The 20,896-nt window shown below is 75.0% G+C and carries 20 protein-coding genes; 14 read left to right on the top strand and 6 right to left on the bottom strand.

Going from position 1 to position 20,896, the window contains the following annotated elements; translation table 11 throughout:
• Positions 1–1,210, bottom strand: a 1,210-nt coding sequence (locus AB0881_RS36935; RefSeq protein ID WP_366624815.1) for a PAS domain-containing protein, incomplete at its 3' end; no start/stop codon positions are given.
• A 259-nt stretch (positions 1,211–1,469) separates the two neighbouring features.
• Here AB0881_RS36935 and AB0881_RS36930 point away from each other — a divergent pair.
• The 11 genes from AB0881_RS36930 (at position 1,470) to AB0881_RS36880 (ending at position 13,836) form a co-directional block, all read left to right on the top strand.
• Positions 1,470–1,871: an STAS domain-containing protein gene (locus AB0881_RS36930; RefSeq protein ID WP_366624813.1), complete on the top strand. Its 402-nt coding sequence runs from the start codon at positions 1,470–1,472 to the stop codon at positions 1,869–1,871.
• Positions 1,793–2,830, top strand: a complete 1,038-nt coding sequence (locus tag AB0881_RS36925) for an MEDS domain-containing protein (protein ID WP_366624811.1) — start codon at positions 1,793–1,795, stop codon at positions 2,828–2,830. Before AB0881_RS36930 ends, AB0881_RS36925 begins: the two co-directional genes overlap by 79 nt.
• Positions 2,831–2,992: 162 nt before the next feature.
• Positions 2,993–5,026: a phenylacetic acid degradation bifunctional protein PaaZ gene (gene paaZ / locus AB0881_RS36920; RefSeq protein WP_366624809.1), complete on the top strand. Its 2,034-nt coding sequence runs from the start codon at positions 2,993–2,995 to the stop codon at positions 5,024–5,026.
• 90 nt (positions 5,027–5,116) lie between these two features.
• Positions 5,117–5,800: an XRE family transcriptional regulator gene (locus tag AB0881_RS36915; protein ID WP_366624807.1), complete on the top strand. Its 684-nt coding sequence runs from the start codon at positions 5,117–5,119 to the stop codon at positions 5,798–5,800.
• A gap of 80 nt (positions 5,801–5,880) precedes the next feature.
• On the top strand, positions 5,881–7,056 hold the full coding sequence (locus AB0881_RS36910; RefSeq protein WP_366624805.1) for an FAD-binding oxidoreductase: 1,176 nt from the start codon (positions 5,881–5,883) through the stop codon (positions 7,054–7,056).
• Positions 7,053–7,367 (top strand): (2Fe-2S)-binding protein, encoded by a 315-nt coding sequence (locus tag AB0881_RS36905; protein WP_366624803.1) that lies wholly within the window; start codon positions 7,053–7,055, stop codon positions 7,365–7,367. Before AB0881_RS36910 ends, AB0881_RS36905 begins: the two co-directional genes overlap by 4 nt.
• Before the next feature lie 73 nt (positions 7,368–7,440).
• Entirely contained in the window at positions 7,441–8,928 is a 1,488-nt protein-coding gene (locus AB0881_RS36900) for an NAD(P)/FAD-dependent oxidoreductase (RefSeq protein ID WP_366624802.1), read from the top strand.
• The gene (locus tag AB0881_RS36895; RefSeq protein ID WP_366624800.1) at positions 8,925–9,854 is read left to right on the top strand and encodes a dihydrodipicolinate synthase family protein; all 930 of its coding nucleotides are present in this window, start codon (positions 8,925–8,927) and stop codon (positions 9,852–9,854) included. The genes AB0881_RS36900 and AB0881_RS36895 overlap by 4 nt, the downstream gene beginning before the upstream one ends.
• Positions 9,854–10,855 (top strand): proline racemase family protein, encoded by a 1,002-nt coding sequence (locus AB0881_RS36890; RefSeq protein WP_366624798.1) that lies wholly within the window; start codon positions 9,854–9,856, stop codon positions 10,853–10,855. The genes AB0881_RS36895 and AB0881_RS36890 overlap by 1 nt, the downstream gene beginning before the upstream one ends.
• Positions 10,856–10,963: 108 nt before the next feature.
• The gene (locus AB0881_RS36885) at positions 10,964–12,421 is read left to right on the top strand and encodes an amino acid permease (protein ID WP_366624797.1); all 1,458 of its coding nucleotides are present in this window, start codon (positions 10,964–10,966) and stop codon (positions 12,419–12,421) included.
• Positions 12,418–13,836 carry an aldehyde dehydrogenase (NADP(+)) gene (locus tag AB0881_RS36880; protein ID WP_366624795.1) on the top strand — a complete coding sequence of 473 codons (1,419 nt, stop codon included), beginning with the start codon at positions 12,418–12,420 and terminating at the stop codon, positions 13,834–13,836. Before AB0881_RS36885 ends, AB0881_RS36880 begins: the two co-directional genes overlap by 4 nt.
• A gap of 36 nt (positions 13,837–13,872) precedes the next feature.
• Here AB0881_RS36880 and AB0881_RS36875 read toward each other — a convergent pair whose 3' ends face one another.
• Complete coding sequence (locus AB0881_RS36875; RefSeq protein ID WP_366624793.1) at positions 13,873–14,694, bottom strand: helix-turn-helix transcriptional regulator; 822 nt, start codon at positions 14,692–14,694, stop codon at positions 13,873–13,875.
• Between the two features lie 107 nt (positions 14,695–14,801).
• Here AB0881_RS36875 and AB0881_RS36870 point away from each other — a divergent pair, with 107 nt between their 5' ends.
• The gene (locus tag AB0881_RS36870) at positions 14,802–15,788 is read left to right on the top strand and encodes an aldo/keto reductase (protein ID WP_366624791.1); all 987 of its coding nucleotides are present in this window, start codon (positions 14,802–14,804) and stop codon (positions 15,786–15,788) included.
• Between the two features lie 13 nt (positions 15,789–15,801).
• On the opposite strand, the gene AB0881_RS36865 is transcribed toward AB0881_RS36870, so the two are convergent.
• From AB0881_RS36865 to AB0881_RS36855, 3 genes are all read right to left on the bottom strand, one after another.
• The gene (locus AB0881_RS36865) at positions 15,802–16,260 is read right to left on the bottom strand and encodes a VOC family protein (RefSeq protein WP_366624789.1); all 459 of its coding nucleotides are present in this window, start codon (positions 16,258–16,260) and stop codon (positions 15,802–15,804) included.
• 64 nt (positions 16,261–16,324) lie between these two features.
• Positions 16,325–17,860 carry an amidohydrolase family protein gene (locus AB0881_RS36860; protein WP_366624787.1) on the bottom strand — a complete coding sequence of 512 codons (1,536 nt, stop codon included), beginning with the start codon at positions 17,858–17,860 and terminating at the stop codon, positions 16,325–16,327.
• Positions 17,861–17,957: 97 nt separating this feature from the next.
• A complete protein-coding gene (locus AB0881_RS36855; RefSeq protein ID WP_366624785.1) occupies positions 17,958–18,371 on the bottom strand; it encodes a VOC family protein in 414 nt (137 codons plus the stop codon).
• A gap of 79 nt (positions 18,372–18,450) precedes the next feature.
• Here AB0881_RS36855 and AB0881_RS36850 point away from each other — a divergent pair, with 79 nt between their 5' ends.
• Positions 18,451–19,065: a TetR/AcrR family transcriptional regulator gene (locus tag AB0881_RS36850; RefSeq protein ID WP_366624783.1), complete on the top strand. Its 615-nt coding sequence runs from the start codon at positions 18,451–18,453 to the stop codon at positions 19,063–19,065.
• Positions 19,066–19,125: 60 nt separating this feature from the next.
• Entirely contained in the window at positions 19,126–19,476 is a 351-nt protein-coding gene (locus tag AB0881_RS36845; protein ID WP_366624782.1) for a thioredoxin domain-containing protein, read from the top strand.
• Here AB0881_RS36845 and AB0881_RS36840 read toward each other — a convergent pair.
• Positions 19,473–20,849, bottom strand: coding sequence for an NADP-dependent succinic semialdehyde dehydrogenase (locus AB0881_RS36840; protein WP_366624780.1), 1,377 nt, complete (start codon positions 20,847–20,849; stop codon positions 19,473–19,475). The genes AB0881_RS36845 and AB0881_RS36840 overlap by 4 nt on opposite strands.
• Between the last annotated feature and the right edge of the window lie 47 nt (positions 20,850–20,896).

Genomic DNA, 20,896 nt, shown 5'->3' with positions numbered 1-20,896 from the left:
GCCCGGCGCCGGGGGCGCCGCCGAGGCCGACCACGGTGACCCGCGCGTCGATCTCGGTGGCGGCCTGGGCGTGCGCGGCGATGACGGCGGCGACCTGGTCGGCGGTCAGCGCGCTGGACAGCTCGGCCGCCAGCCGCTGCAGCCGGGCCGCCCGGCCCGCCGCCCGCTCCACCTTGGCGCGGGCGGCGCGCTCGATGCCCAGGAGCCGGGCGTAGTCGAGATGCAGCCCGAGCCGGCGCGCCAGCTCCTCCACCAGGTAGTCGTCCTCGGCGCTGAACGGCGGCCGGGCGGCGGCGCGGCGCATCCGCAGCGTGCCGATGAGCCGGCCGCCGGCCACCAGCGGCGCCGAGGAGACCCTGTCCCGGCCGGTGCGCGGCCGGACCGGGCCGGGCTCGTCGGGTGCGGCGGGCCCCGCCGGGTCGGCGCGGCCCCAGGCCTCCTCCAGCCAGGACTGCACGGCGGACTCGTCCAGCGCGCCCGCGCCGGCCGGCCGGGTCGAGTCGGCCAGCACCAGCGGGCGGGCCGCGGAGGCGCGGCCCGCGGCGCCGGTCGGCCCGGGGGCGGGCGGCTCGATCGCGCAGAGGTCGGCGAACCCGGGCACCAGGAGCTGGCCCGCCAGCCGCAGCCGCGCGGTCAGCGACGGCGAGGTGTCGAGCGCGGTCGCGACGTCGGCGAGCAGCCGCTGCCGCTCGTGGTCGCGGCGGAAGCCGGTGATGTCGATGCTGGTGCCGAAGTAGCCGGCGAACTCCCCGTCCGCGTCGTAGCACGGGAAACCGTGCAGGAGCACCCAGCCGTAGCCGCCGCCGGGCCGCCGCAGGCGGTACTGCAGCTCGAACGGGCGCCGCTCGGCCTCGGCGTCGCGGTAGGAGGCCACGCAGCGCTCGCGGTCCTCGGGGTGGACCGCCGCCGACCAGCCGCCGGTCAGGTCCCACTGGTCGACCGGCCCCAGCACGCCGATGCGGTGCTCCGGCCGGGCGCCGCCGCCCGCGGGGCCGGCCGGCCGGCAGCTCCAGAAGATGACCGGGCTGCCGTCCGGCCGGAGCAGCAGGCGCCGCCCGCCGGTCTCGACCTCGAGCGGCGGGGGCTGTCGCGGCGCTTCGGCCGCGGGCTCCTGGACGGGGCGCCCGGGAGGCCGCTCGGGAGGCCGCTCGGGGGGCGGTCCGGGTGACGCGCCGGGTTCGTGCCCGGCGCCTGTGTCGATCATGCGCATGTGTGGCACCTGCGGTTTCGCATGCGGTGAAGGAGCGAGATTAGCATTCGGAAAGGAATCCCGCGGGTCCATGTGCCGGTTCCGTGAGGGCGCACCGCCATTGCGAAATCGGGATATTTCTGGACATCTAATAAAGATCGCCCCGGCGTTCGGGCGCTTTTCCGAAAGGCCTGCGGGGCGGGGGCGGAAATGCCATGCTAACTGCGGAGGTAGGGCAGTGAGCGCTGAGTTCGATGACGGAAGGCTACGGATCACCCGTGTGACGGCGCCTCCCGGCCTGCGGGTCGAGGGCGAGGTCGACGCCGGCACGCGCGCGGCGTTCTCCCAGGTCCTGCAGACCGCGGTCGGGCGGGCACGGCAGGACCTGCACGTCGATTTGAGCAGGCTGCGCCATATCGACCTCGGCGGCCTGCGCGTGCTGGCCGCCGCGGCGAACGCGCTGGACGGAGAGCTGACACTGGTGCTGGCCCCGCTGCCGTCCCGGTTGCGCCGGCTGATCGAGCTGGCCGGGTGGGACGACGTCGAGAAGCTCCGGATGGGGCCCGAACCGGCCGGGCACGACCGGGAGCCGTGGCCGGATCCATGGCCGGATCCGGGGCCCGGCGGAGAGGGGCACGGCGAGCCGTCCGGCGACACGTGGGTCGATGGGGGGACACGATGAGCGCGCCGGCGGGGACCCTTCTGCACCAGGGATCGGTTTACGGATCCGACGCCGAATTCCTGGACATGGCACTGCCGTTCATCGAGGACGGGATCGACGCCGGCGATCCGGTCCTGGTCGCCAGCACGGCCGCCAATATCGGCTTGATCGACGGCGCGCTCGGTGATCGAGCGGGCGAGGCGGAATTCGCCGAATCCGCCTATTTCGGCCGCCGCCCCCCGCAGCGGGTGGCCGCTTTCCACCGCTACTGGCGGCGCGCCCGGCGGCGCGGCGGTCGGGTCCGCATCATCGCGGAGCCGATCTGGACCGGCCGCGCCGAGCGCGACGTGGCGGCCTGGCAGCGGATGGAGTCCGGGCTCAACGTCGCGCTCGCCGGCACGGACATGTGGATGATCTGCCCGTACGACGCCCGCGTCGTGCCCGGCCCCATCCTGGCCGAGGCCCGGCGCACCCATCCGTCGATGGTCGAGGGGCGCAAGAGCGTCGACAGCCCCGGCTACGTCGATCCGGTGGCCTACGCGCGCGAGCGGGACGCCGCCGCGCCGCTGCCCCCGGCCCCCGACGGGGTGCAGGAGTTCGTGTTCGCCGACGACCTGCGGCCCCTGCGCGACTTCGTCGCCGGCCGGGCCGCCGCGCTCGGGATGGCCGCGGCCGCCGACGCCGCCACCGCCGCCGGCGAGGTCGGGACCTACCTGTCCCAGGTGGGCGGCCCGGCGCGGGTCCGCGTGTGGCTCGACCCCGGCGCGCTGGTGTGCGACTTCCAGCAGGAGGGCGGCCGGGTGGCCGACCCGTTCATCGGGCTGCGGCCGCCGGGCCTGGGCGCCCGGCCGGGCGACGAGATCTGGCTGGCGCGGCAGCTGACCGAGCGGCTGGAGATCCGGTCCAGCGGATCCGGCTGCACCGTCCGGCTGTTCTGGCGCCCGCCCCGCTCGGCCGTGCACCTCGCCCCGTACGACTGAGCGGGCGCCCGGTGCACCGCGCGCCGGGCCGGCGGATACATCGAAGGCGGGCCGGTACCTGTCAACTCCGCGAGGCGTGAACCACCGGGATCGGTGAAAGGTTAGATCCTGGACGTCCGGCCGCGACGAGGCGGTCGCGACGGTGCGGACGAGGAGGTCCCGGTGGTCGTGCTGCGCAGCTATGTGTCGGGTTCCTGGCAGATGCCGGCGGACGAGGGGGCACCCCTCGCGGACGCGGTGACGGGGGAGGAGGTCGCCCGGATCTCCGCGGCCGGGATCGACCGCGCGGCCGCCCTGGAGTACGGGCGCTCCATCGGGGGCCCGGCGCTGCGCGAGCTGACGTTCCACCAGCGGGCGGCGCTGCTGAAGGCCCTCGCCTCGCACCTGCGCGAGCACCGCGAGGAGCTGTACGCCCTGTCGGCCCGCACGGGCGCGACGCTGGGCGACGCGAAGTTCGACGTCGACGGCGGGATCGGGGTGCTGTTCGCGTACGCGAGCAGGGGCAGGCGCGAGCTGCCGAACGACACCGTGCTGCTGGAGGGCGAGGTGGAGCCGCTCGGCAAGGGCGGCACGTTCGTCGGACGGCACCTGTGCACGCCGCTTCCCGGTGTCGCGGTCCAGATCAACGCGTTCAACTTCCCCGTCTGGGGGCCGCTGGAGAAGCTGGCGCCGGCGTTCCTGGCCGGGATGCCGAGCCTGATCAAGCCGGCGGGCCAGACCGCGTACCTCACCGCCCGGCTGGTCGAGCTGATCGCCGGGTCGGGGCTGCTGCCGGCGGGCACCGTCCAGCTGCTGTGCGGCGACGCCGGCGACCTGCTCGACCACCTGACCGAGCAGGACGTGGTGGCCTTCACCGGGTCGGCGGGCACCGCGCGCCGGCTGCGCGCCCATCCCGTCGTGACCGGCCGGTCGGTGCGCTTCAACGCCGAGGCCGACTCGCTGAACTGCTCGGTCCTCGGCCCCGACGCGGTGCCCGGCACCACCGAGTTCGAGCTGTACGCCGACCAGCTGGTCGCCGAGATGACCGTGAAGGCGGGGCAGAAGTGCACCGCCATCCGGCGCGCGCTCGTGCCCGGGGCGCTGCTGGACGACGTCGCCGAGGCCGTGCGGGAGCGCCTGTCGAAGGTGGTCGTCGGCGCCCCGTCCGTCCCGGAGGTGCGGATGGGCGCGCTGGCGAGCCTCGCCCAGCGCGAGGAGGTGCGCCGCTCGCTGAAGGCGCTGCTGGACGCGGGCCGGCCCGTATTCGGCGATCCGGACACGGTGGACGTCGCCGGCGCCGACGCCGGGCGGGGCGCGTTCATGTCGCCGGTCCTGCTGCGCGCCGGCGATCCGGACCGCGCCGAGCCGCACGAGGTCGAGGCGTTCGGCCCGGTGAGCACGCTGCTGCCGTACCGGGACGCCGCGCACGCCGTGGAGCTCGCGGCGCGCGGCCGGGGCAGCCTGGCCGGCTCGGTGGTGACCGCCGACCCGGACTTCGCCCGCGCGGTGGTGCTGGGCGCCGCGCCGTGGCACGGCCGGCTGCTGGTGCTGAACGCCGAGGACGCGGGGGAGTCCACCGGGCACGGCTCGCCCCTGCCCGCGCTGGTGCACGGCGGCCCGGGCCGCGCGGGCGGCGGTGAGGAGCTGGGCGGGCTGCGCGGGGTCGCGCACCACATGCGGCGGACCGCCGTCCAGTGCGGCCCGGCCATGCTCACGGCGCTGACCGGGCGCTGGGTCCCGGGCACCGACCGCACGGTCACCGACGTCCACCCGTTCCGCAAGTACCTGGAGGACCTGCGGCCCGGCGACACCGCCGTCGGCGGGCCCCGCACGGTCACGCTGGACGACGTGGAGCGCTTCGCCGAGTTCACCGGCGACACCTTCTACGCCCACATGGACGACGAGGCGGCCCGGGCGAACCCGTTCTTCGGCGGCCGGGTCGCGCACGGCTACCTGGTGGTGTCGTTCGCGGCGGGCCTGTTCGTCTCGCCCGAGCCGGGGCCCGTCCTGGCCAATTACGGGCTGGAGAACCTGCGCTTCCTCACCCCCGTCTACCCGGGTGACGAGCTGACGGTCACGCTGACCGCCAAGGAGATCTCGCCGCGCGAGGGCGCGGACTACGGGGAGGTGCGCTGGGACACCGACGTCACCAACCAGGACGGCGCCTCGGTCGCCAGGTACGACGTGCTGACGCTGGTGTCCAGGCGCCCGGCCTGACCGGGGCCGGGCGGGGTCGGCCCGCGGCGGAGGGCCCGGTAGCCTCGTTCGGTAAAGCGAACATGATCTCGGGTAGACCGCGGAGGACACATGGCAGAGGACGCCGGCACGGATTTCGGTGGCACCGGTAGCGCCGGTGGCGCCGGTGGCACGGAGATCGGCGAGGCGCCGGCCGCGGGTTCGGTCCGCGACATGCTGGCGGCGAACCTGCGGCGCGCCCGCACCGAGCTGGGCCTGTCCCTGTCGGAGCTGTCGCGCCGCTCGAAGATCGGCAAGGCGACGCTGTCCCAGCTGGAGGCGGGCGCGGGCAATCCGACCATCGAGACGGTGTTCAGCCTGTCCCGGGTGCTGGAGGTGCCGATCTCCGACCTGCTCGATCCGCGCCGCCCGTCCGGGATGACCGTGGTGCGCGCCGCGAAGGTCGAGGTGCTGCGCGGGGAGGGGGTGGACCTGCGGCCGTTGCGCGGCATCGAGTCCGGTGACGCGATCTTCGAGGTGTACGACCAGCGGGTCCGCGCGGACTCCCGCCAGGACTCGCTCGGCCATGTCGGCACCGAGCACACGATCGTGCAGGCGGGGCGCCTGGGCGTTCGGGTGGACGACCGGGAGGTCGAGCTCGGGCCGGGCGACTACGTCGGTTTCGAGGCCCGGCTGCCGCACAGCTACATCGCCCTGGACGGCCCCGTCCGGTCGGTTCTGCTGCTGCAGTACCGCACTGACCAGCGGCTTCATTCCTCAGTAGGGCATCCGGCCTGTTTGGCGGACTCTCCCTGAGGGCACCCCATTGACACCGTTCGGGTCACCGTTCTAGCCTCGGCGTCGTTCGGTTTAACGAACGATGTCGGGAGGATTGCGTGCGGGTTGTGGTGCTGGGCGCCGGGATCGTCGGCGCGGCCTGCGCGCGCGAGCTGGCGCTCGCCGGTCTCGCTGTCACCGTCCTGGAACGGGGCGGCCCCGCGGCGGCGACCACGGCGCACGGCGAGGGCAACGTCCTGGTGTCCGACAAGGGCCCGGGCCCCGAGCTGGAGCTGGCCAGGCTCTCCCGCCGCCTGTGGCCGGAGGTGCTGGACGGCGCCGGGGACGCGGCGGCGGCCGAGTGGGACCCCAAGGGCGGCATCGTCGTCGCCACCACCGCGGACGGCGCCCGCGAGCTGGAGCGCTTCGCCGCCTCCCAGCGCGCCGCGGGCGTCGACGCCCGGCCCATGGACGCCGCCGAGCTCGCCGCGGCCGAGCCGTACCTGACCCGCGACACGACCGCCGCCGTCGCCTACCCCGAGGACGCCCAGGTCCAGCCGGCCGGCGCCGCCGGCGTGCTGCTGGCCGCGGCGCTGCGGGCGGGCGCGGAGCTGCGCACCGGCTGCGAGGTCCTCGGCGCGGTCACCGCCGGCGGCCGGATCACCGGCGTGCGCACCTCGCTGGGCCTGGTCGGGGGCGACGCGTTCGTCAACGCCGCCGGCCCCTGGTCGGGCGCGCTGGCCGCCCGGCTCGGCGCCCCCGTCGACGTGCGCCCCCGCCGCGGCGAGGTCCTGGTCACCGCGCCGCTGCCGCCGACCGTCTTCCACAAGGTCTACGACGCCGACTACGTGGGCGCGGTCGGCAGCGGCGCCGGCGACCTGCAGACCTCGGCCGTGGTCGAGTCCACCCGCGCCGGGACGATCCTGCTGGGCTCGTCCCGCCGCCGGGTCGGCTTCGACGACCGGCTGCGCCCCGAGGTGCTGGCGGCGATCGCCGCCAAGGCGCTGCGGCTGTTCCCCCGCCTGGCGGGCGTTCCGGTCATGCGCGCGTACGGCGGCTTCCGCCCGTACGTCCCCGACCATCTGCCGGTCATCGGCGCCGACCCGCGGCTGGCCGGCCTCTGGCACGCCAGCGGGCACGAGGGCGCCGGGATCGGGCTGTCCGTCGGCACCGCCCGCGTCCTGTCGGACCTGCTGCACGGCCGGGCCCCGGGGATCGACCCCGCCCCGTTCCGCGCCGACCGCCCCGCCGTCCTGGGCGGGACCGCTTCCGTACCCGAGGGGGAGAACCGATGAGCCCGCGACTCGTACGGGCCGGGACCGACGCCGTCGGGCGCACCGAGACCCCGCTGACCATCACGGTGGACGGCGAGCCGCTGGACGGCGTGGCCGGCCAGACCATCGCGGGCGTCCTGCTCGCCTCCGGCCGCCGCTCCTGGCGCGAGGGCCCCTCCGGGGCGCCGCGCGGCGTCTTCTGCGGCATCGGCGTCTGCTTCGACTGCCTGGTCACGGTGAACGGCGCCCGCGACGTCCGCGCCTGCCGCCGCCGCGCCGCCGACGGCGACACCGTCACCACCCAGTCCCGCGCGGAAGGGGAGGAGCGCTGATGCCCCGCCCCGAGGCGATCATCGCGGGGCGCCGGCCGGCGGGCCGGGCCCGCGCGCGCACGGAGGAGGCCCGATGACGCGGCACGTCGTGATCGTCGGGGCCGGGCCCGCCGGGCTGGCGGCGGCCGCCGCCGCGCTGCGCGCCGGTGCCCGGGTGACCTTGATCGACGCGGCCGAGGCGCCCGGCGGCCAGTACCACCGGATGCTGCCGGAGGCGTTCGCCGCCGAGCGGCCGGGACTGCTGCACCACGGATGGGACGACTTCGAGCGCCTCCGGGAGCACGTCCTCGGGCACCCCCGGTGCGCGTGGTGGGCCGAGAGCACGGTCTGGTCGCTGGAACGTTCCGAAGCGGGCGAGGACCGGCCGCCGCGGGTGCACGTCCTGCGCGGCCCCGCGGACGGGGACGGGCGCGCGCGGCACGCGCTCGCCCCCGACGCGCTCGTGCTGGCGCCCGGCGCGCACGACCGGGCGCTGCCGTTCCCCGGATGGGAGCTGCCCGGGGTGTTCACCGCCGGCGCCGCCCAGGCCCTGGCCAAGGGCGAGCGCCTCGCCGTCGGCGACGACGTCGTGATCGCCGGCTCCGGCCCGTTCCTGCTGCCGGTCGCCGCGTCGCTGCTGGAGGCGGGCTCCCGCGTCCGCGAGGTGCTGGAGGCCAACCCGTACGGCACGGTGCTGCGCGGCTGGGGGCGGCGCCCCTGGGAGCTGGCCGCCCAGGGCGGCAAGGCCGCCGAGCTGGCCGAGTACGGCGCGCTCCTGGCCCGGCACCGCGTCCCGTACCGGATGGGCCGCGCCGTCGTGGAGGCCCGCGGCGACGGGCGGGTGGAGGAGGTGGTCACCGCCCGGCTGCGCGCCGACTGGTCGGCCGTCCCCGGCACCGAGCGCACCGTCCCGGCCGACGCCGTGTGCGTCTCGCACGGCTTCATCCCGCAGCTCGAACTGCCCGTCGCCGCGGGCTGCGCGCTGCGGCGCGTCTCGGCGGCCGAGTCGTACGTCCGGGTGGACGGCGACCTGCGCACCTCCGTCCCCGGCGTGCACGCGGCCGGGGAGATCACCGGGATCGCCGGCGCCCCCGCGGCCCGCGCCGAGGGCCTGCTGACCGGCTGGATCGCGGGCGGCGGCGCGGCGGACGCGCCCGAGGCCCGGAGGCTGCGAGCGCGCGTCGAGCGGGGCGCCAGGTTCGCCGCCCGGCTCGCCGCGGCGCACCCGATCGGCGGCGCCTGGCCCGGCTGGCTGCGTTCCGGAACGGTCGTGTGCCGCTGCGAGGAGACCTCGTACGGATCCCTGTGCGCGGCGGCCGGCGACCGGGCGGGCGGCGCCGCGCGGGCCGTGAAGCTGCGCACCCGCGCCGGGCTCGGCCCGTGCCAGGCCCGGATCTGCGGGCCGACCGTCGCCGAGCTGCTGGCCCGCCGCGCCGCCGGCGCGCCGGGGCGCCCCGCCGAGGGGCTGGCCGCGGCCACGCCCCACCACAGACCGCTCGCCCAGCCGATCCGGCTGGGCGAGCTCGCCACCCCTCCCGTCACCACCGATTCACCCCCTGATGAGAGAGAGAACGCCCGATGAGCAGTGAGAAGAAGGTCGAGAGCCTCGGCGGCGTCATCGTGGCGACGGCCCTGCCGTACTACGAGGACGCCTCCGCGCCCGCGGGCCTGGCGGTCGACTACGACCGGTTCGCCGAGCACTGCCGCTGGCTGGTCGACAGCGGCTGCCGCGGTGTGGGCCCCAACGGCTCGCTCGGCGAGTACTCGTCGCTGACCGACGAGGAGCGCCGCCGCGTCGCCCGCACCGCCGTGGAGACCGTCGGCGCCGACGGCGTCGTGGTCGTCGGCGTGCACGGCCCCGGTTCCCACCAGGCCAGGCACTGGACGGAGATCGCGGCCGAGGACGGCGCGGACGGCGTGCTGTGCCTGCCGCCGACCATGTACCGCGCCAACCGCGGCGAGGTCATCGCCCACTACGAGGCGGTCGCCTCGGTCGGCCTCCCCGTCATGATCTACAACAACCCGATCGATACCAAGGTCGACCTGACCCCCGACCTGGTCGCCGAGATCGCGCAGATCGACAACATCGTCGCGATCAAGGAGTTCTCCGGCGACGTGCGGCGGATCCTGGAGATCAAGGAGAAGGCGCCCGGGATCGAGATCGTGGCCGGGGCCGACGACGTGACGCTGGAGGCGCTGCTGATGGGCGCCACCGGCTGGTTCGCCGGGTTCCCGAACGTGTTCCCCGCCGAGTCGGCCGAGCTGTTCGAGCTGGCCACCGCCGGGAGGCTGGAGGAGGCCCGGGCCCTGTACGAGCCGCTGGTCGCCGCGTTCCGCTGGGACTCGCGCACCGAGTTCGTCCAGGCGATCAAGCTCGGCATGGAGCAGGTCGGCCGGTACGGCGGCCCGTGCCGCCCGCCGCGCGGCCCGCTCGTCGACGAGCACCGCGCCGGCGTCACCGCCGACATGGCCCGCGCCATCGACGCGCTGAAGAACCGGAACGGCTGATGCGCGCGCGCCGTACGATCAGCGCGGTCGACTCCCACACCGAGGGGATGCCGACCCGCGTGGTCACCGGCGGGGTGGCGCCGATCCCCGGCGCCACCATGGCCGAGCGCCGCCGGTACGCGATCGAGCACCTGGACGGCCTGCGCCGCTTCCTGGTGGACGAGCCGCGCGGGCACGCCGCGATGAGCGGCGCGATCCTGCAGCCGCCCACCCGCCCGGACGCCGACTGGGGCGTGCTCTACATCGAGGTGAGCGGGTTCCTGCCGATGTGCGGGCACGGCACCATCGGCGTCGCGACCGTCCTGGTCGAGACCGGGATGGTGGCGGTCACCGAGCCGGAGACCGTCGTACGGCTGGACACGCCCGCGGGCCTTGTCGAGGCCCGCGTGGCGGTCCGCGACGGCGCCGCCGAGCACGTCACGCTGCGCAACGTCGCCTCGTTCGCCCTCGAGCGGGACGCGGCCGTGACCGTGCCCGGGCTCGGCGAGGTGCGCTACGACATGGCGTACGGCGGCAACTTCTACGCCATCACCGAGCTGGCCGCGCTCGGGCTGCCGTTCGACCGGGCCCGCAAGGACGACATCCTGCGGGCCGGGCTCGACATCATGGCGGCCATCAACGAGGCGAACCGGCCCGTCCACCCGGAGGACCCCGGGATCGGCGGGTGCAAGCACGTCCAGTTCCTGGCGCCCGGCTCGGACGCGAGGCACTCGCGCAACGCGATGGCGATCCATCCCGGCTGGTTCGACCGGTCGCCGTGCGGCACCGGCACCTCGGCGCGGATGGCGCAGCTCCACGCGCGCGGCGAGCTGCCCCTGCGCTCCGAGTTCGTGAACGAGTCGTTCATCGGCACCCGCTTCACCGGCCGGCTGGTCGGCACCGCCGAGGTCGGCGGGCTGCCCGCCGTCCTGCCGGAGTTCACCGGGCGCGCGTGGATCACGGGCACGGCGAACTACCTGCTCGACCCCGCCGATCCCTTTCCCGAGGGTTTCGTCCTCTAGGGGCGCGTTTCCAGGTCCCGGCCCACCGCACTCGCGCGACCCCTGAGGCCGGTCCGCACCTTCTCTGTCATTTCTCATCCACGCGGGAGGCCCCCCTTGTCCCGAGTCATGCCAGAAAGCCGATCCCAACGGGCCCCGTCCGGGGGACTGTTCACCCGATCCAAGCTCTTCCGCCTCAAACCCATCGACTCCTCGGAGGAGGAGACCGAGGGCGGCCTGCGCCGCACGATGGGCCTCTGGCAGCTGGTCGCCCTCAGCCTGGGCGGCCTGGTCGGCGCGGGCGTCTTCTCGCTCGCCGGCGTGGTCGCGCACGACGACGCCGGCCCCGGCGTGATGATCTCGTTCCTGATCGCGATCATCGCCAGCAGCGCGGCCGCCCTCTGCTACGCCGAGTTCGCCGGGATGATCCCGAAGGCCGGCTCCGCCTACACCTACTCGTACGCCACCCTCGGCGAGGTGGTCGGCTGGGCGATCGGCTGGGACCTGCTGCTGGAGTACACCGCGATCGTCGCGGTCGTCGCCATCGCGATCTCCGGCTACCTGTCGTACCTGTGCGAGCAGATCGGCCTCGACCTGCCCACCTGGGCGCTCGGCGCGCCCGGCACCGGCGCCGGCCACAAGGTGGACCTGTTCGCGGCGGCGCTGTGCCTGCTGCTGGCCTTCGTGCTGTCGCGCGGGACGAAGGAGTCCGCCCGCTTCGAGACCATCCTGGTCGTCGTCAAGCTGGGTATCGTGGCCCTGGTGATCGTCGCCGGCGCCTTCCACATCTCGGGCGGGAACTACACCCCGTTCCTGCCGTTCGGCCTCGGCGGCGCCATCACCGGCGCGGCGACCACGTTCTTCGCCGTGTACGGCTACGACGCGATGAGCGCGGCGGCCGAGGAGAGCGCCGAGGCCAAGAAGGTGCTGCCCAAGGCCATCATGATCTCGCTCGGCATCGCCGCGGTGATCTACATCCTGGTCTGCCTGGTGATGATCGGCATGCAGGACTACCGGGAGATCGACGTCAAGAGCCCGTTCTCCAGCGGCCTCGCGTCGGTCGGCCTGGCCTGGCTCGGCACCATCGTCGCGGTCGGCGCCGTGCTGGGCGTGGCGACCTCCGCGATGGCGAACATGCTGGCGGTCACCCGCGTCTGGTTCTCGATGAGCCGGGACGGGCTGCTGCCGAAGTACTTCGCCAAGAACCACCCGCGGCGCGCCGTCCCCACCCGGGTGATCTGGCTCGTCGGCGTCGGCTCGGCGGTCATCGCCGGGCTGCTGCCGATCCGCGAGGTGGCCGACCTGACCAACATCGGCATCCTGTCGGCCTTCATCGTGGTCGCCACGGCCATCATGGTGATGCGCAGGACCCGGCCGGACCTGCCGCGCTCGTTCCGCACCCCGCTGGTGCCCCTGGTGCCGCTGGTCGGGATCGGCTTCTCGGTGTGGCTGATCTCCAACCTCGACTGGGTGACCTGGGCGCGGTTCGCCGGCTGGATGGCGCTCGGACTGATCGTGTACGGCCTGTACGGCTACCGGAACTCGGTGGAGAGCCGCCGGGGCATCGACGAAGGGAGCAGCGCATGAGCGCGACGGACCAGGCGGTCTCGGCCGCCGTCGCCGCGGCGGACGCGTGGGCGGCGGCGCCGCCGGAGGACCGGGCACGGGCGCTGGAGGCGGCCGCGGACGCGCTGGAGGCGGCGCGCGCCGAGCTCGTCCCGCTGGCCGACTCCGAGTCGCACCTCGGCGGCGCCCGGCTGAACGGCGAGCTGACCCGCACCACGTTCCAGCTCCGGCTGTTCGCCGAGCAGGTGCGCGCGGGCGGCCTGTACGACGCCCGCATCGACCGCCCCGACCCCGACTGGCCCACCGGCCCGCGCCCCGACCTGCGCCGCTACCGCACGGCGGTGGGCCCGGTGCTGGTGTTCGCGGCGAGCAACTTCCCGTTCGCGTTCAGCGTCGCGGGCGGCGACACCGCCTCGGCGCTGGCGGCCGGCTGCCCGGTCGTGGTGAAGGCCCACCCGGGTCACCCGGAGCTGTCCCGCCGGACGGCCGCGATCGTCGCCGCCGCCCTCAAGGACGCCGGCGCGCCCGACGGAGTGTTCGGCCTGGTCGAGGGCGAGCAGGAGGGCGTGGACGCGCTCCGCCACCCGGGCGTCAAGGCCGCGGCGTTCACCGGCTCCGAGCGCGGCGGGCTCGCCCTGGCGAAGATCGCCGCCGAGCGTCCCGAGCCCATCCCGTTCTACGGCGAGCTCGGCAGCACCAACCCCGTCGTGGTCACCCCCGGCGCGGCCGGGGCGCGGGCCGAGGAGATCGCCAAGGGGTACGTCGGGTCGGTCACCCAGGGCGCCGGCCAGTTCTGCACCAACCCCGGCATCCTCTTCGTCCCGGCGGGCGACGGGCTGGTGGACCGCATCGCGGAGCTCATCGGCGAGGTCGCGGCGGCCCCGATGCTGAACGACCGGATCGAGGCGGGCTTCCTGTCGGCGGCGGACGCCCTCGGCGAGCGTCCCGGCGTCCGGCGCCTGGTCTGGCCGGCCGACGGCTCGGCAGCGCCCCGCCTGCTGGCGATGGACCTGGCCGCGTTCGCCGCGGACTTCCAGGCCGCCGCCCAGGAGTGCTTCGGCCCGCTCGGCCTCGTGGTCGCCTACGAGGACCTCCGCGCGGTCGCCGAGGTGCTGGCCAAGCTCCCCGGCCAGCTCACCACGTCCCTGCACGCCGAGGCGGACGAGACCGGCGGGCTGGCCGACCTGGCGGGCGTGCTGGCCGAGCGCAGCGGCCGCGTGCTGTGGAACCAGTGGCCCACCGGCGTCTCGGTCACCCACGCCATGCAGCACGGCGGCCCGTTCCCGGCCACCACGACCCCGGCGACCACCTCGGTCGGCACGGCGGCCGCCGAGCGGTTCCTGCGCCCGGTCACGTACCAGAACTGGCCGCAGGACCTGCTGCCGCCGCCGCTGCGCGACGACAACCCCTGGAAGGTCCCGCAGCTGATCAACTGACGGCCGCGCGAGGGGGCCGGCCCGCCGCCGGCCCCCTCAGCCGAGCTGCGCCGCCGGCTTGGCCAGGGCCGTCTCCGACGGGGAGCCCTCCTCGGCCGTCACCGTCACGAACTGGTGGTCCACGGTCCCGGGCAGGACCATCCCGATGTAGTCGAGCGAGAGCCGGCCGACGACCGGGTGCAGGTACTCCTTGCGGCCGATGCCCGGGCCCTTCACGTCCTGCCGCTCCCACCAGTCGCGGAACTCCGGGCTGCTCTCCGCCAGCTCCCGCACCAGGGCCCGCGTCGCCGGATCGCCCGGGTCGCGGCCGGTCGCCGCGCGCAGCTGCGCGACCCCGTGCCGGGTGACCTCCTCCCAGTGGACGTTGAACGTCCTCGCGCGCGGGTCGCACAGCGCGTACCGGAGCATGTTGCGCCGCCCCTCCGGCAGCTCGGCGATGTCGCAGAAGAGGGCCGCGGCCATCGGGTTCCACGCCAGGACGTCCAGCCGGCCGTTGGTCACCCACGCGGGCGTCGGGCCGATCACCTCCAGCAGCCGCCGCACGCTCGGGTCCACCCGCTCGTCGGCGGGCGGCCGCGGCGACGGCTCGTCGCCCGCCAGCCGGTACAGGTGGCCGCGCTCGTCGTCGTTGAGCTCCAGCGCCCGCGCCAGCGCGTCCAGCACCGACGGGGACGGGTGGACCGTCCGGCCCTGCTCCAGCCGCATGTAGTAGTCGGGGCTGATCCCGGCGAGCAGCGCGACCTCCGCCCGGCGCAGCCCCGGCGCCCGCCTGCGCCCGCCGCCGGGCAGTCCCACGTCCGAGGGCTTGATCCGGTCCCGCCGGGACCGCAGGAACGCCGCCAGTTCACGTGTCGCCATGCCCTCCAGTTTGACTGGTTCTGGGAGTACTAGGCATCGGCGTGCACTGTCTGCCGCCGCGCGGCCGGGCCAGGGTGGAGACCGGACCGCGAGAGAAGAGGTTGGGAATGCGCTACCGCACCCTTGGAGAGAACGGGCCGCGCGTGTCGGCCCTCGGCTTCGGCGCGATGACCCTGGCGCCGGGCGTGTACGGCACCGGCGACGAGGACGGCGCCGCCGCGCTGCTGGCCTCGCTGGACGCGGGCGTCACGCTCGTCGACACCGCCGACATCTACGGCGAGGACGGCTACAGCGAGCGCATGATCGGCCGCGTCCTGGGCGGCCGCCGCGACGAGATCGTCCTGGCCACCAAGTTCGGCGGGAACGAGGGCGCGGGCGGCATGCTGGTCCCGGGCATGGGGCGTCCCGAGTACGTCCGCCGTGCCCTGGACGCCAGCCTGGCCCGCCTCGGCACCGACCGCGTCGACCTGTACTACCTGCACCGGCTCGACCCGGCGACGCCGGTCGAGGAGACCGCCGGCGTGCTGGGCGAGCTGGTGGCGGAGGGCAAGATCGGCGGGTACGGCCTGTCGGAGGTGTCGGCGCGGACCCTGCGCCGGGCCCACGCCGTCCACCCGGTCACGGCGCTGCAGACCGAGTACTCGCCGTTCCACCGGGACCCGGAGGACGAGATCCTGCCCGCCTGCGAGGAGCTGGGGGTAGCGTTCGTCGCCTACAGCCCGCTGGGCCGCGGGATCCTCGGCGGCGCAGTGCGCACCGCCGCCGACCTCGACCGGGACGACTGGCGCCGGAACAACCCGCGCTTCCAGGCGGGGAATCTGGACCGCAACGTCTCGCTCGCCGACCGCGTGGCGGGGCTCGCCGCCGAGCACGGCGTCACCAGCGCCCAGCTCGCGCTGGCGTGGCTGATGCGCCGCGGCGCCGTCCCGATCCCGGGCACCCGCCGCGCCGCGAACGCCCGCGCCAACGCGGCCGCCGCGGACCTGTCGCTGGACGCCTCCGCCTTCGAGCGCCTGGAGGAGATCGTCCCGCCGGGTGCCGTGGCCGGGCGGCAGGCGCACGACGCGTACCTGGCCAATATCGACAGGGCCTGATCCGGCGGGCGGGTCAGGCGGAGGTGGCGCAGAACTCGTTGCCCTCGGGGTCCCGCATGATCCACCAGTGGCCCGCCGGGCCCTGGTCGACCTCGCGGACGCGGGTCGCGCCCAGCCCCTCCAGCCGCGCCACCAGCTCGCCGAGGCCGCCGGGCTCGCCGTGCACGTCGATGTGCAGGCGGTTCTTGCCGGACTTGCCCTCCGGGACGTCCTGGAAGAGCAGCCGCCGCCCCTTCCCGACCCCGCTGGTCTCGTCGAACGGGTCGTCCGGGTGCCGGATCGCGGCGAACCCGCGGAACGTCCGGCGGCCCCGGTGCTCGGCGACCGCGTCCGCGCCGATGCGGCCGGCGGCCAGCAGCCGCTCGACGAGCGCGGTGGGGTCCTCGATCTCGTACTCCAGCGCCGCCGCCCAGAAGTCGGCGAGCACGCGCGCGTCGCCGCTGTCGATGACGAGTTTCCAGCTCAGTGCCATGTAACCGTTTATACTGGTTACCAGGGTGCGCCGCAACCTCCCGGGCCGGCCGGGAGGTCGCGGGTCAGGGCGACGGGAGGCAGCCGCAGGGGAGGGCGCGCAGGCGGGTGGCGGCGGCGAGCGGCTCCTTGGCGGCGGCCTCCACATCGGCGAGCATCCGCTCGCGCTCCGGCCGGGTGATCAGGCGGCCCCTGGTCACCACCTCGCCGACCCGCCGGGTGTTGCGGATGTCGGCCAGCGGGTCGCCGTCCAGGACGACCAGATCGGCGGCCCTGCCCGGCGTGATCGTCCCCATCGTGCGGCCGCGGCCCAGGTGGCGGGCGGCGTCGCGGGTCGCCGCCTGGAGCGCCCGCATCGGGGTCAGGCCCGCCTCGACCAGCAGCTCCAGCTCGTCGTGCATGCCGAAGCCGGGGAAGCAGTACGGGTTGCCGCAGTCGGTGCCGCCGAGGACGCCCACGCCCGCCTCGTGCATCACGCCGACCAGGCGCACCTGGAAGCGGAAGTACGCGGCCTGCCGCGCGATGTCCTCGGGGGTCGACGGGGCGTTCAGCCGTACGGCGTTCGCCCAGACCGGGTGCAGCGCCTCGGGGATGTACTTCAGCCGCGGGTCGCCGGCGTAGGTGTCGGCGGGCGAGGTCATCACGCGGTTCACCGTCAGCGTCGGGGACTGCCAGGTGCCGCGGCGGCGCCAGTGGTCGTACACGGCCCGCGCCTTCGCCGGGCTGTACGTCGCGGCGGCCTGCCGTTCCAGCTCCCGCATCGTCCTGAAGAACGCGCGGGGGTCGGCCGGGTCCATCGGCGTGGCGGCGATGGCGCGGCGGAACTCCTCCTCCCGGGACGACAGCGGGACCGGCATGCCGTGCAGGTGCTCGAAGCTGCGCATGCCCGCGTCGGTGACCTCGCCGGCGCCGAGGCGGTACACGTGGTGCCCGGCGAGCGGCAGGCCGGCGGCGCGCGCCTCGGCCGCGATCGCGTCCAGGAGCTCCCGGTCGAGGTAGGAGTAGATCTTGACGAAGTCGGCGCCGTTCCGCGCATCCTCCCGGACGGCGGCGCGGGCCTCGTCCGGCGTGCGCACCAGTGCCGCGGGCGGGCCGAGCAGGGAGACGGGGCCGTCGATGATGTTGCCGGCCAGCACCATCCGGGGCCCGAGCACCTCGCCGGCGTCCATCCGCCTGCGGATGTCGCGGGCCTCGGCGTAGCCCCACATCTCGCGGATCCCGGTGACGCCGTTCGCCAGGTACAGCGGCGGGCTGATCCGCTCCAGCTCGGTCCAGTGGGTGTGCATGTCCCACAGCCCCGGGATCACGAACCGGCCCCGCGCGTCCACCACCCGCGCCCCGGCGGGCGCCGGCATCTCGCGCCGGTGGCCGGTCCAGACGATCCGGTCGCCCGCCAGCACCACGGCCGCGTCGCGGCGCGGGGGCGCGCCGGTGCCGTCGATCAGCGTGCCGCCGGTCACCACGATCACCGGGGACGCCGCCCGGGCGTCCGCCGCGAGGACCGCGGGCAGGGATCCGGCCAGCCCGGCCCCGCCCGCCAGTGCCAGCCAGCGCAGGAATTCCCGCCGGCTCGTCTCGTACGCCTGCTCGTCGCGCCCCATCGAGGCCCCTTCGCTCGTTCCGGCGCCGCCCCCTGCGATCATCGCCTCCGGACATGCCCGCCGCAGAGGCCCATGACCGCCTCCGGCCCCGACCGTTTCAGTCCGCGTACTGATCGGCGTACTCGGCGGCCGGGGCGATGGGGGTGATGACGTCGATCAGGACACCGTCCGGGTCGGCGACGATGAAGTGGCGCTGGCCGAAGTCCTCGCTGCGGATCTCCAGTTCGGGCTTCAGGCCCTCCCGGTGGATCAGGCGGTCCCATTCGGCGTCGACGTCCTCGACCTCGAAGTTGAGGAGGAGGCCCGCGACCGGGCTCCGGTACGGGGCGGGCAGCGTCGGGTGGGTGTGGTCGAGGAGGGCGAGCTCGTACGCCGGCGGGCCGGGCCGGCGCAGGCTCACGTACCAGTCGGCCTCGAACGTCGTCTCGAAGCCCAGCAGGCCGGTGTAGAAGTCGCGGGACTCCTGGATCCGGGAAGTGCAGATCACCGGATAGAAGCTGGTCAGCTGCATGGTCTCGTCCTTTCGCGTACCATCGGTATGTCAATGGACGCTATTTCGCATACCGCTGGTATGTCAAACGGGAGGTGCGATGCCGCCGGTCACCAGGGTGGAGCAGCGCGAGCGGACGAGGCGGACGCTGCTGCGGACGGGCAGGAGCCTCTTCGCGGCGCGCGGGTACGGCGGCGTGGGGCTGGCGGAGATCGTCGAGGCCGCCGGGGTCACCAAGGGGGCGCTCTACCACCACTTCGACGGCAAGGCCGCGCTCTTCCGCGCCGTCCTGGAGGAGGTGCAGCGGGAGGTCGGCGACGCCGTGGCGCGGGCGGCCGACGTCCACGAGGACTCCTGGACGCGGCTCACGGCGGGCTGCCGGGCGTTCCTGGCCGCCGGCACGGACCCCGGCGTCCAGCGGATCCTGCTGATCGACGGTCCCGCCGTGCTCGGCTGGGCCGAGTGGCGCGCGATGGACGAGGCCGCGTCCGCCCGGCATCTCGCCGAGGCGCTGGCCGGACTCGTCGCCGAGGGCGTGATCGTCCGGCAGCCGGTCGCGCCGCTGGCGCACCTGCTGTCGGGCGCGATGAACGAGGCCGCGCTGTGGCTGGCCACCTCGGATGAGCCCGCCGGCCTGGAGGACGTCTGGGCCGCGCTGGCACGCATGCTGGAGGCGCTGCGGGAGCGGAATGCCCCGGAGGTGCGCGGGGGTTGACGGAGGAGAGGGGCCTTTTCGAGGGGGCTTTTCGAGGGGCTATTCGAGGGGGAATGCGCCATGGCCACGGTCGAGCTGACCAGGGACCGCTTCGACGAGACGGTCGGCGGGGGCGGGCTCGTGCTGATCGACTTCTGGGCGGGCTGGTGCGCGCCGTGCCGGGCGTTCGCGCCCGTCTACGAGCGGGTGTCGGAGAAGCACCCGGACGTGGTGTTCGCCAAGGTCGACACCGAGTCCGAGCCGGAGCTGGCGGCCGCGTTCGATGTGACCTCGATCCCGACGCTGGCGATCGTGCGCGACCGGATGGTCCTGTTCGCGCAGGCTGGAGCCCTCCCGGAGAACGCCCTGGAGGACCTGATCTCCCAGGCCGAGGCGCTCGACATGGACGAGGTGCGCCGCAAGGCGGGCTAGGCACCCTCCCAGACGGTCTTGGTGTTGCAGAACGCGTGCATGCCCTGCTCTGACAGCTCGCGGCCGTAGCCGGAGTTCTTGACGCCGCCGAACGGCAGCTCCGGATACGAGGTGACGGCGCCGTTGAGGAAGACCTGGCCGGCCTCCAGCTCGTTCGCGAACCGCTCGCGCTCGGCCGGGTCCCCGGTCCAGGCGTTGGAGCCGAGGCCGAAGTCGGTGGCGTTGGCGAGCGCGATCGCCTCGTCGATGCCGTCCACGCGGAAGAGCGAGGCGACGGGGCCGAAGACCTCTTCCCGGAACGCGCGCATGCCCGGCGTGACCCCGGTGAGCACGGTCGGCGGGTAGAACCAGCCGGGCCGGTCCGGGCGCTCGCCGCCGCACAGGACGGTGGCGCCGGCGGCCACGGCGTCGGCGACCTGCTCCTCCACGTCCGCGCGGCCCCGCTCGGTGGCCAGCGGGCCCACGTCGGTGGACTCGTCCATGGGATCGCCCACCCGCTGGGCGCTCATGTGCTCGACGAAGCGCCGCTCGAACTCGTCGTAGACGTCCGCGTGGACGATGAACCGCTTGGCGGAGATGCAGCTCTGCCCGTTGTTGAGGCAGCGGGACGTGGCGGCGGTCTCGGCGGCGCGCGGGACGTCGGCCGACGGCATCACCACGAACGGGTCGCTGCCGCCGAGCTCCAGCACGCTCGGCTTGACCTCCGACCCGGCGGCCGACCCGACCGAGCGGCCCGCGGGCTCGCTGCCGGTCAGCGTGGCGCCCCGGACCCGGCGGTCCCGGATGATCTCCTCCACCCGGTCCGAGCCGACGAGCAGCGCCTGGAACGCCCCGTCCGGGAAGCCGCCGCGGCGGAACAGGTCCTCCAGGAACAGCGCCGTCTGGGGGACGTTCGACGCGTGCTTGAGCAGGCCGGTGTTGCCCGCCATCAGCGCGGGAGCGGCGAACCGGATCACCTGCCAGAGCGGGAAGTTCCACGGCATCACCGCCAGCACCGGGCCGATCGGCAGGAAGCGGATGAACGCCCGCTCGGCGCCGACCGCGGCGGCGTCGGCGGGCCGGTCGGCCAGGAACGACGCGGCGTTGGCGGCGTAGAACCGGCAGGCGCTGGCGCACTTGAGCGCCTCGGCGCGGGCCGCCCTGATCGTCTTGCCCATCTCGGTGGTCAGCATGGCCGCGACGGGCTCGGCCTCCCGCTCCAGGATCGCCGCGGCCGCCTCCATCCACCGCGCGCGCTCGTCCAGGCCGGTTCTCCGCAGCCCCGCGAACGCCTCCGCCGAACGGTCCAGCCGCTCGTCGATCTCCTTGCCGGAGAGCGCGTCGAAGGTGCGCTCCACCCGGCCCGTGGCGGGATTGGTCGTCGCGATGCCCATGCCCGGGTGGTGCCCCGGGCGCGGTACCGGAAACCGCCATGATCAAA

Origin of the sequence: Spirillospora sp. NPDC029432 (genome assembly GCF_040703975.1) — a bacterium.
Lineage (GTDB): Bacteria > Actinomycetota > Actinomycetes > Streptosporangiales > Streptosporangiaceae > Spirillospora.
Note: the sequence above shows the minus strand (reverse complement) of the source record. Positions and strands in the feature narration are given on the sequence as shown.

What these genes read in the sequence shown, in the direction of transcription:
- AB0881_RS36925 (WP_366624811.1), top strand. Translation starts at nt 1,793, where the DNA reads ATGGCCGGATCCGGGGCCCGGCGGAGAGGGGCACGGCGAGCCGTCCGG.
- AB0881_RS36915 (WP_366624807.1), top strand. Translation starts at nt 5,117, where the DNA reads ATGGCAGAGGACGCCGGCACGGATTTCGGTGGCACCGGTAGCGCCGGT.
- AB0881_RS36905 (WP_366624803.1), top strand. Translation starts at nt 7,053, where the DNA reads ATGAGCCCGCGACTCGTACGGGCCGGGACCGACGCCGTCGGGCGCACC.
- AB0881_RS36900 (WP_366624802.1), top strand. Translation starts at nt 7,441, where the DNA reads ATGACGCGGCACGTCGTGATCGTCGGGGCCGGGCCCGCCGGGCTGGCG.
- AB0881_RS36895 (WP_366624800.1), top strand. Translation starts at nt 8,925, where the DNA reads ATGAGCAGTGAGAAGAAGGTCGAGAGCCTCGGCGGCGTCATCGTGGCG.
- AB0881_RS36890 (WP_366624798.1), top strand. Translation starts at nt 9,854, where the DNA reads ATGCGCGCGCGCCGTACGATCAGCGCGGTCGACTCCCACACCGAGGGG.
- AB0881_RS36885 (WP_366624797.1), top strand. Translation starts at nt 10,964, where the DNA reads ATGCCAGAAAGCCGATCCCAACGGGCCCCGTCCGGGGGACTGTTCACC.
- AB0881_RS36880 (WP_366624795.1), top strand. Translation starts at nt 12,418, where the DNA reads ATGAGCGCGACGGACCAGGCGGTCTCGGCCGCCGTCGCCGCGGCGGAC.
- AB0881_RS36875 (WP_366624793.1), bottom strand. Translation starts at nt 14,694, where the DNA reads ATGGCGACACGTGAACTGGCGGCGTTCCTGCGGTCCCGGCGGGACCGG.
- AB0881_RS36870 (WP_366624791.1), top strand. Translation starts at nt 14,802, where the DNA reads ATGCGCTACCGCACCCTTGGAGAGAACGGGCCGCGCGTGTCGGCCCTC.
- AB0881_RS36865 (WP_366624789.1), bottom strand. Translation starts at nt 16,260, where the DNA reads ATGGCACTGAGCTGGAAACTCGTCATCGACAGCGGCGACGCGCGCGTG.
- AB0881_RS36860 (WP_366624787.1), bottom strand. Translation starts at nt 17,860, where the DNA reads ATGGGGCGCGACGAGCAGGCGTACGAGACGAGCCGGCGGGAATTCCTG.
- AB0881_RS36855 (WP_366624785.1), bottom strand. Translation starts at nt 18,371, where the DNA reads ATGCAGCTGACCAGCTTCTATCCGGTGATCTGCACTTCCCGGATCCAG.
- AB0881_RS36850 (WP_366624783.1), top strand. Translation starts at nt 18,451, where the DNA reads ATGCCGCCGGTCACCAGGGTGGAGCAGCGCGAGCGGACGAGGCGGACG.
- AB0881_RS36845 (WP_366624782.1), top strand. Translation starts at nt 19,126, where the DNA reads ATGGCCACGGTCGAGCTGACCAGGGACCGCTTCGACGAGACGGTCGGC.
- AB0881_RS36840 (WP_366624780.1), bottom strand. Translation starts at nt 20,849, where the DNA reads ATGGGCATCGCGACGACCAATCCCGCCACGGGCCGGGTGGAGCGCACC.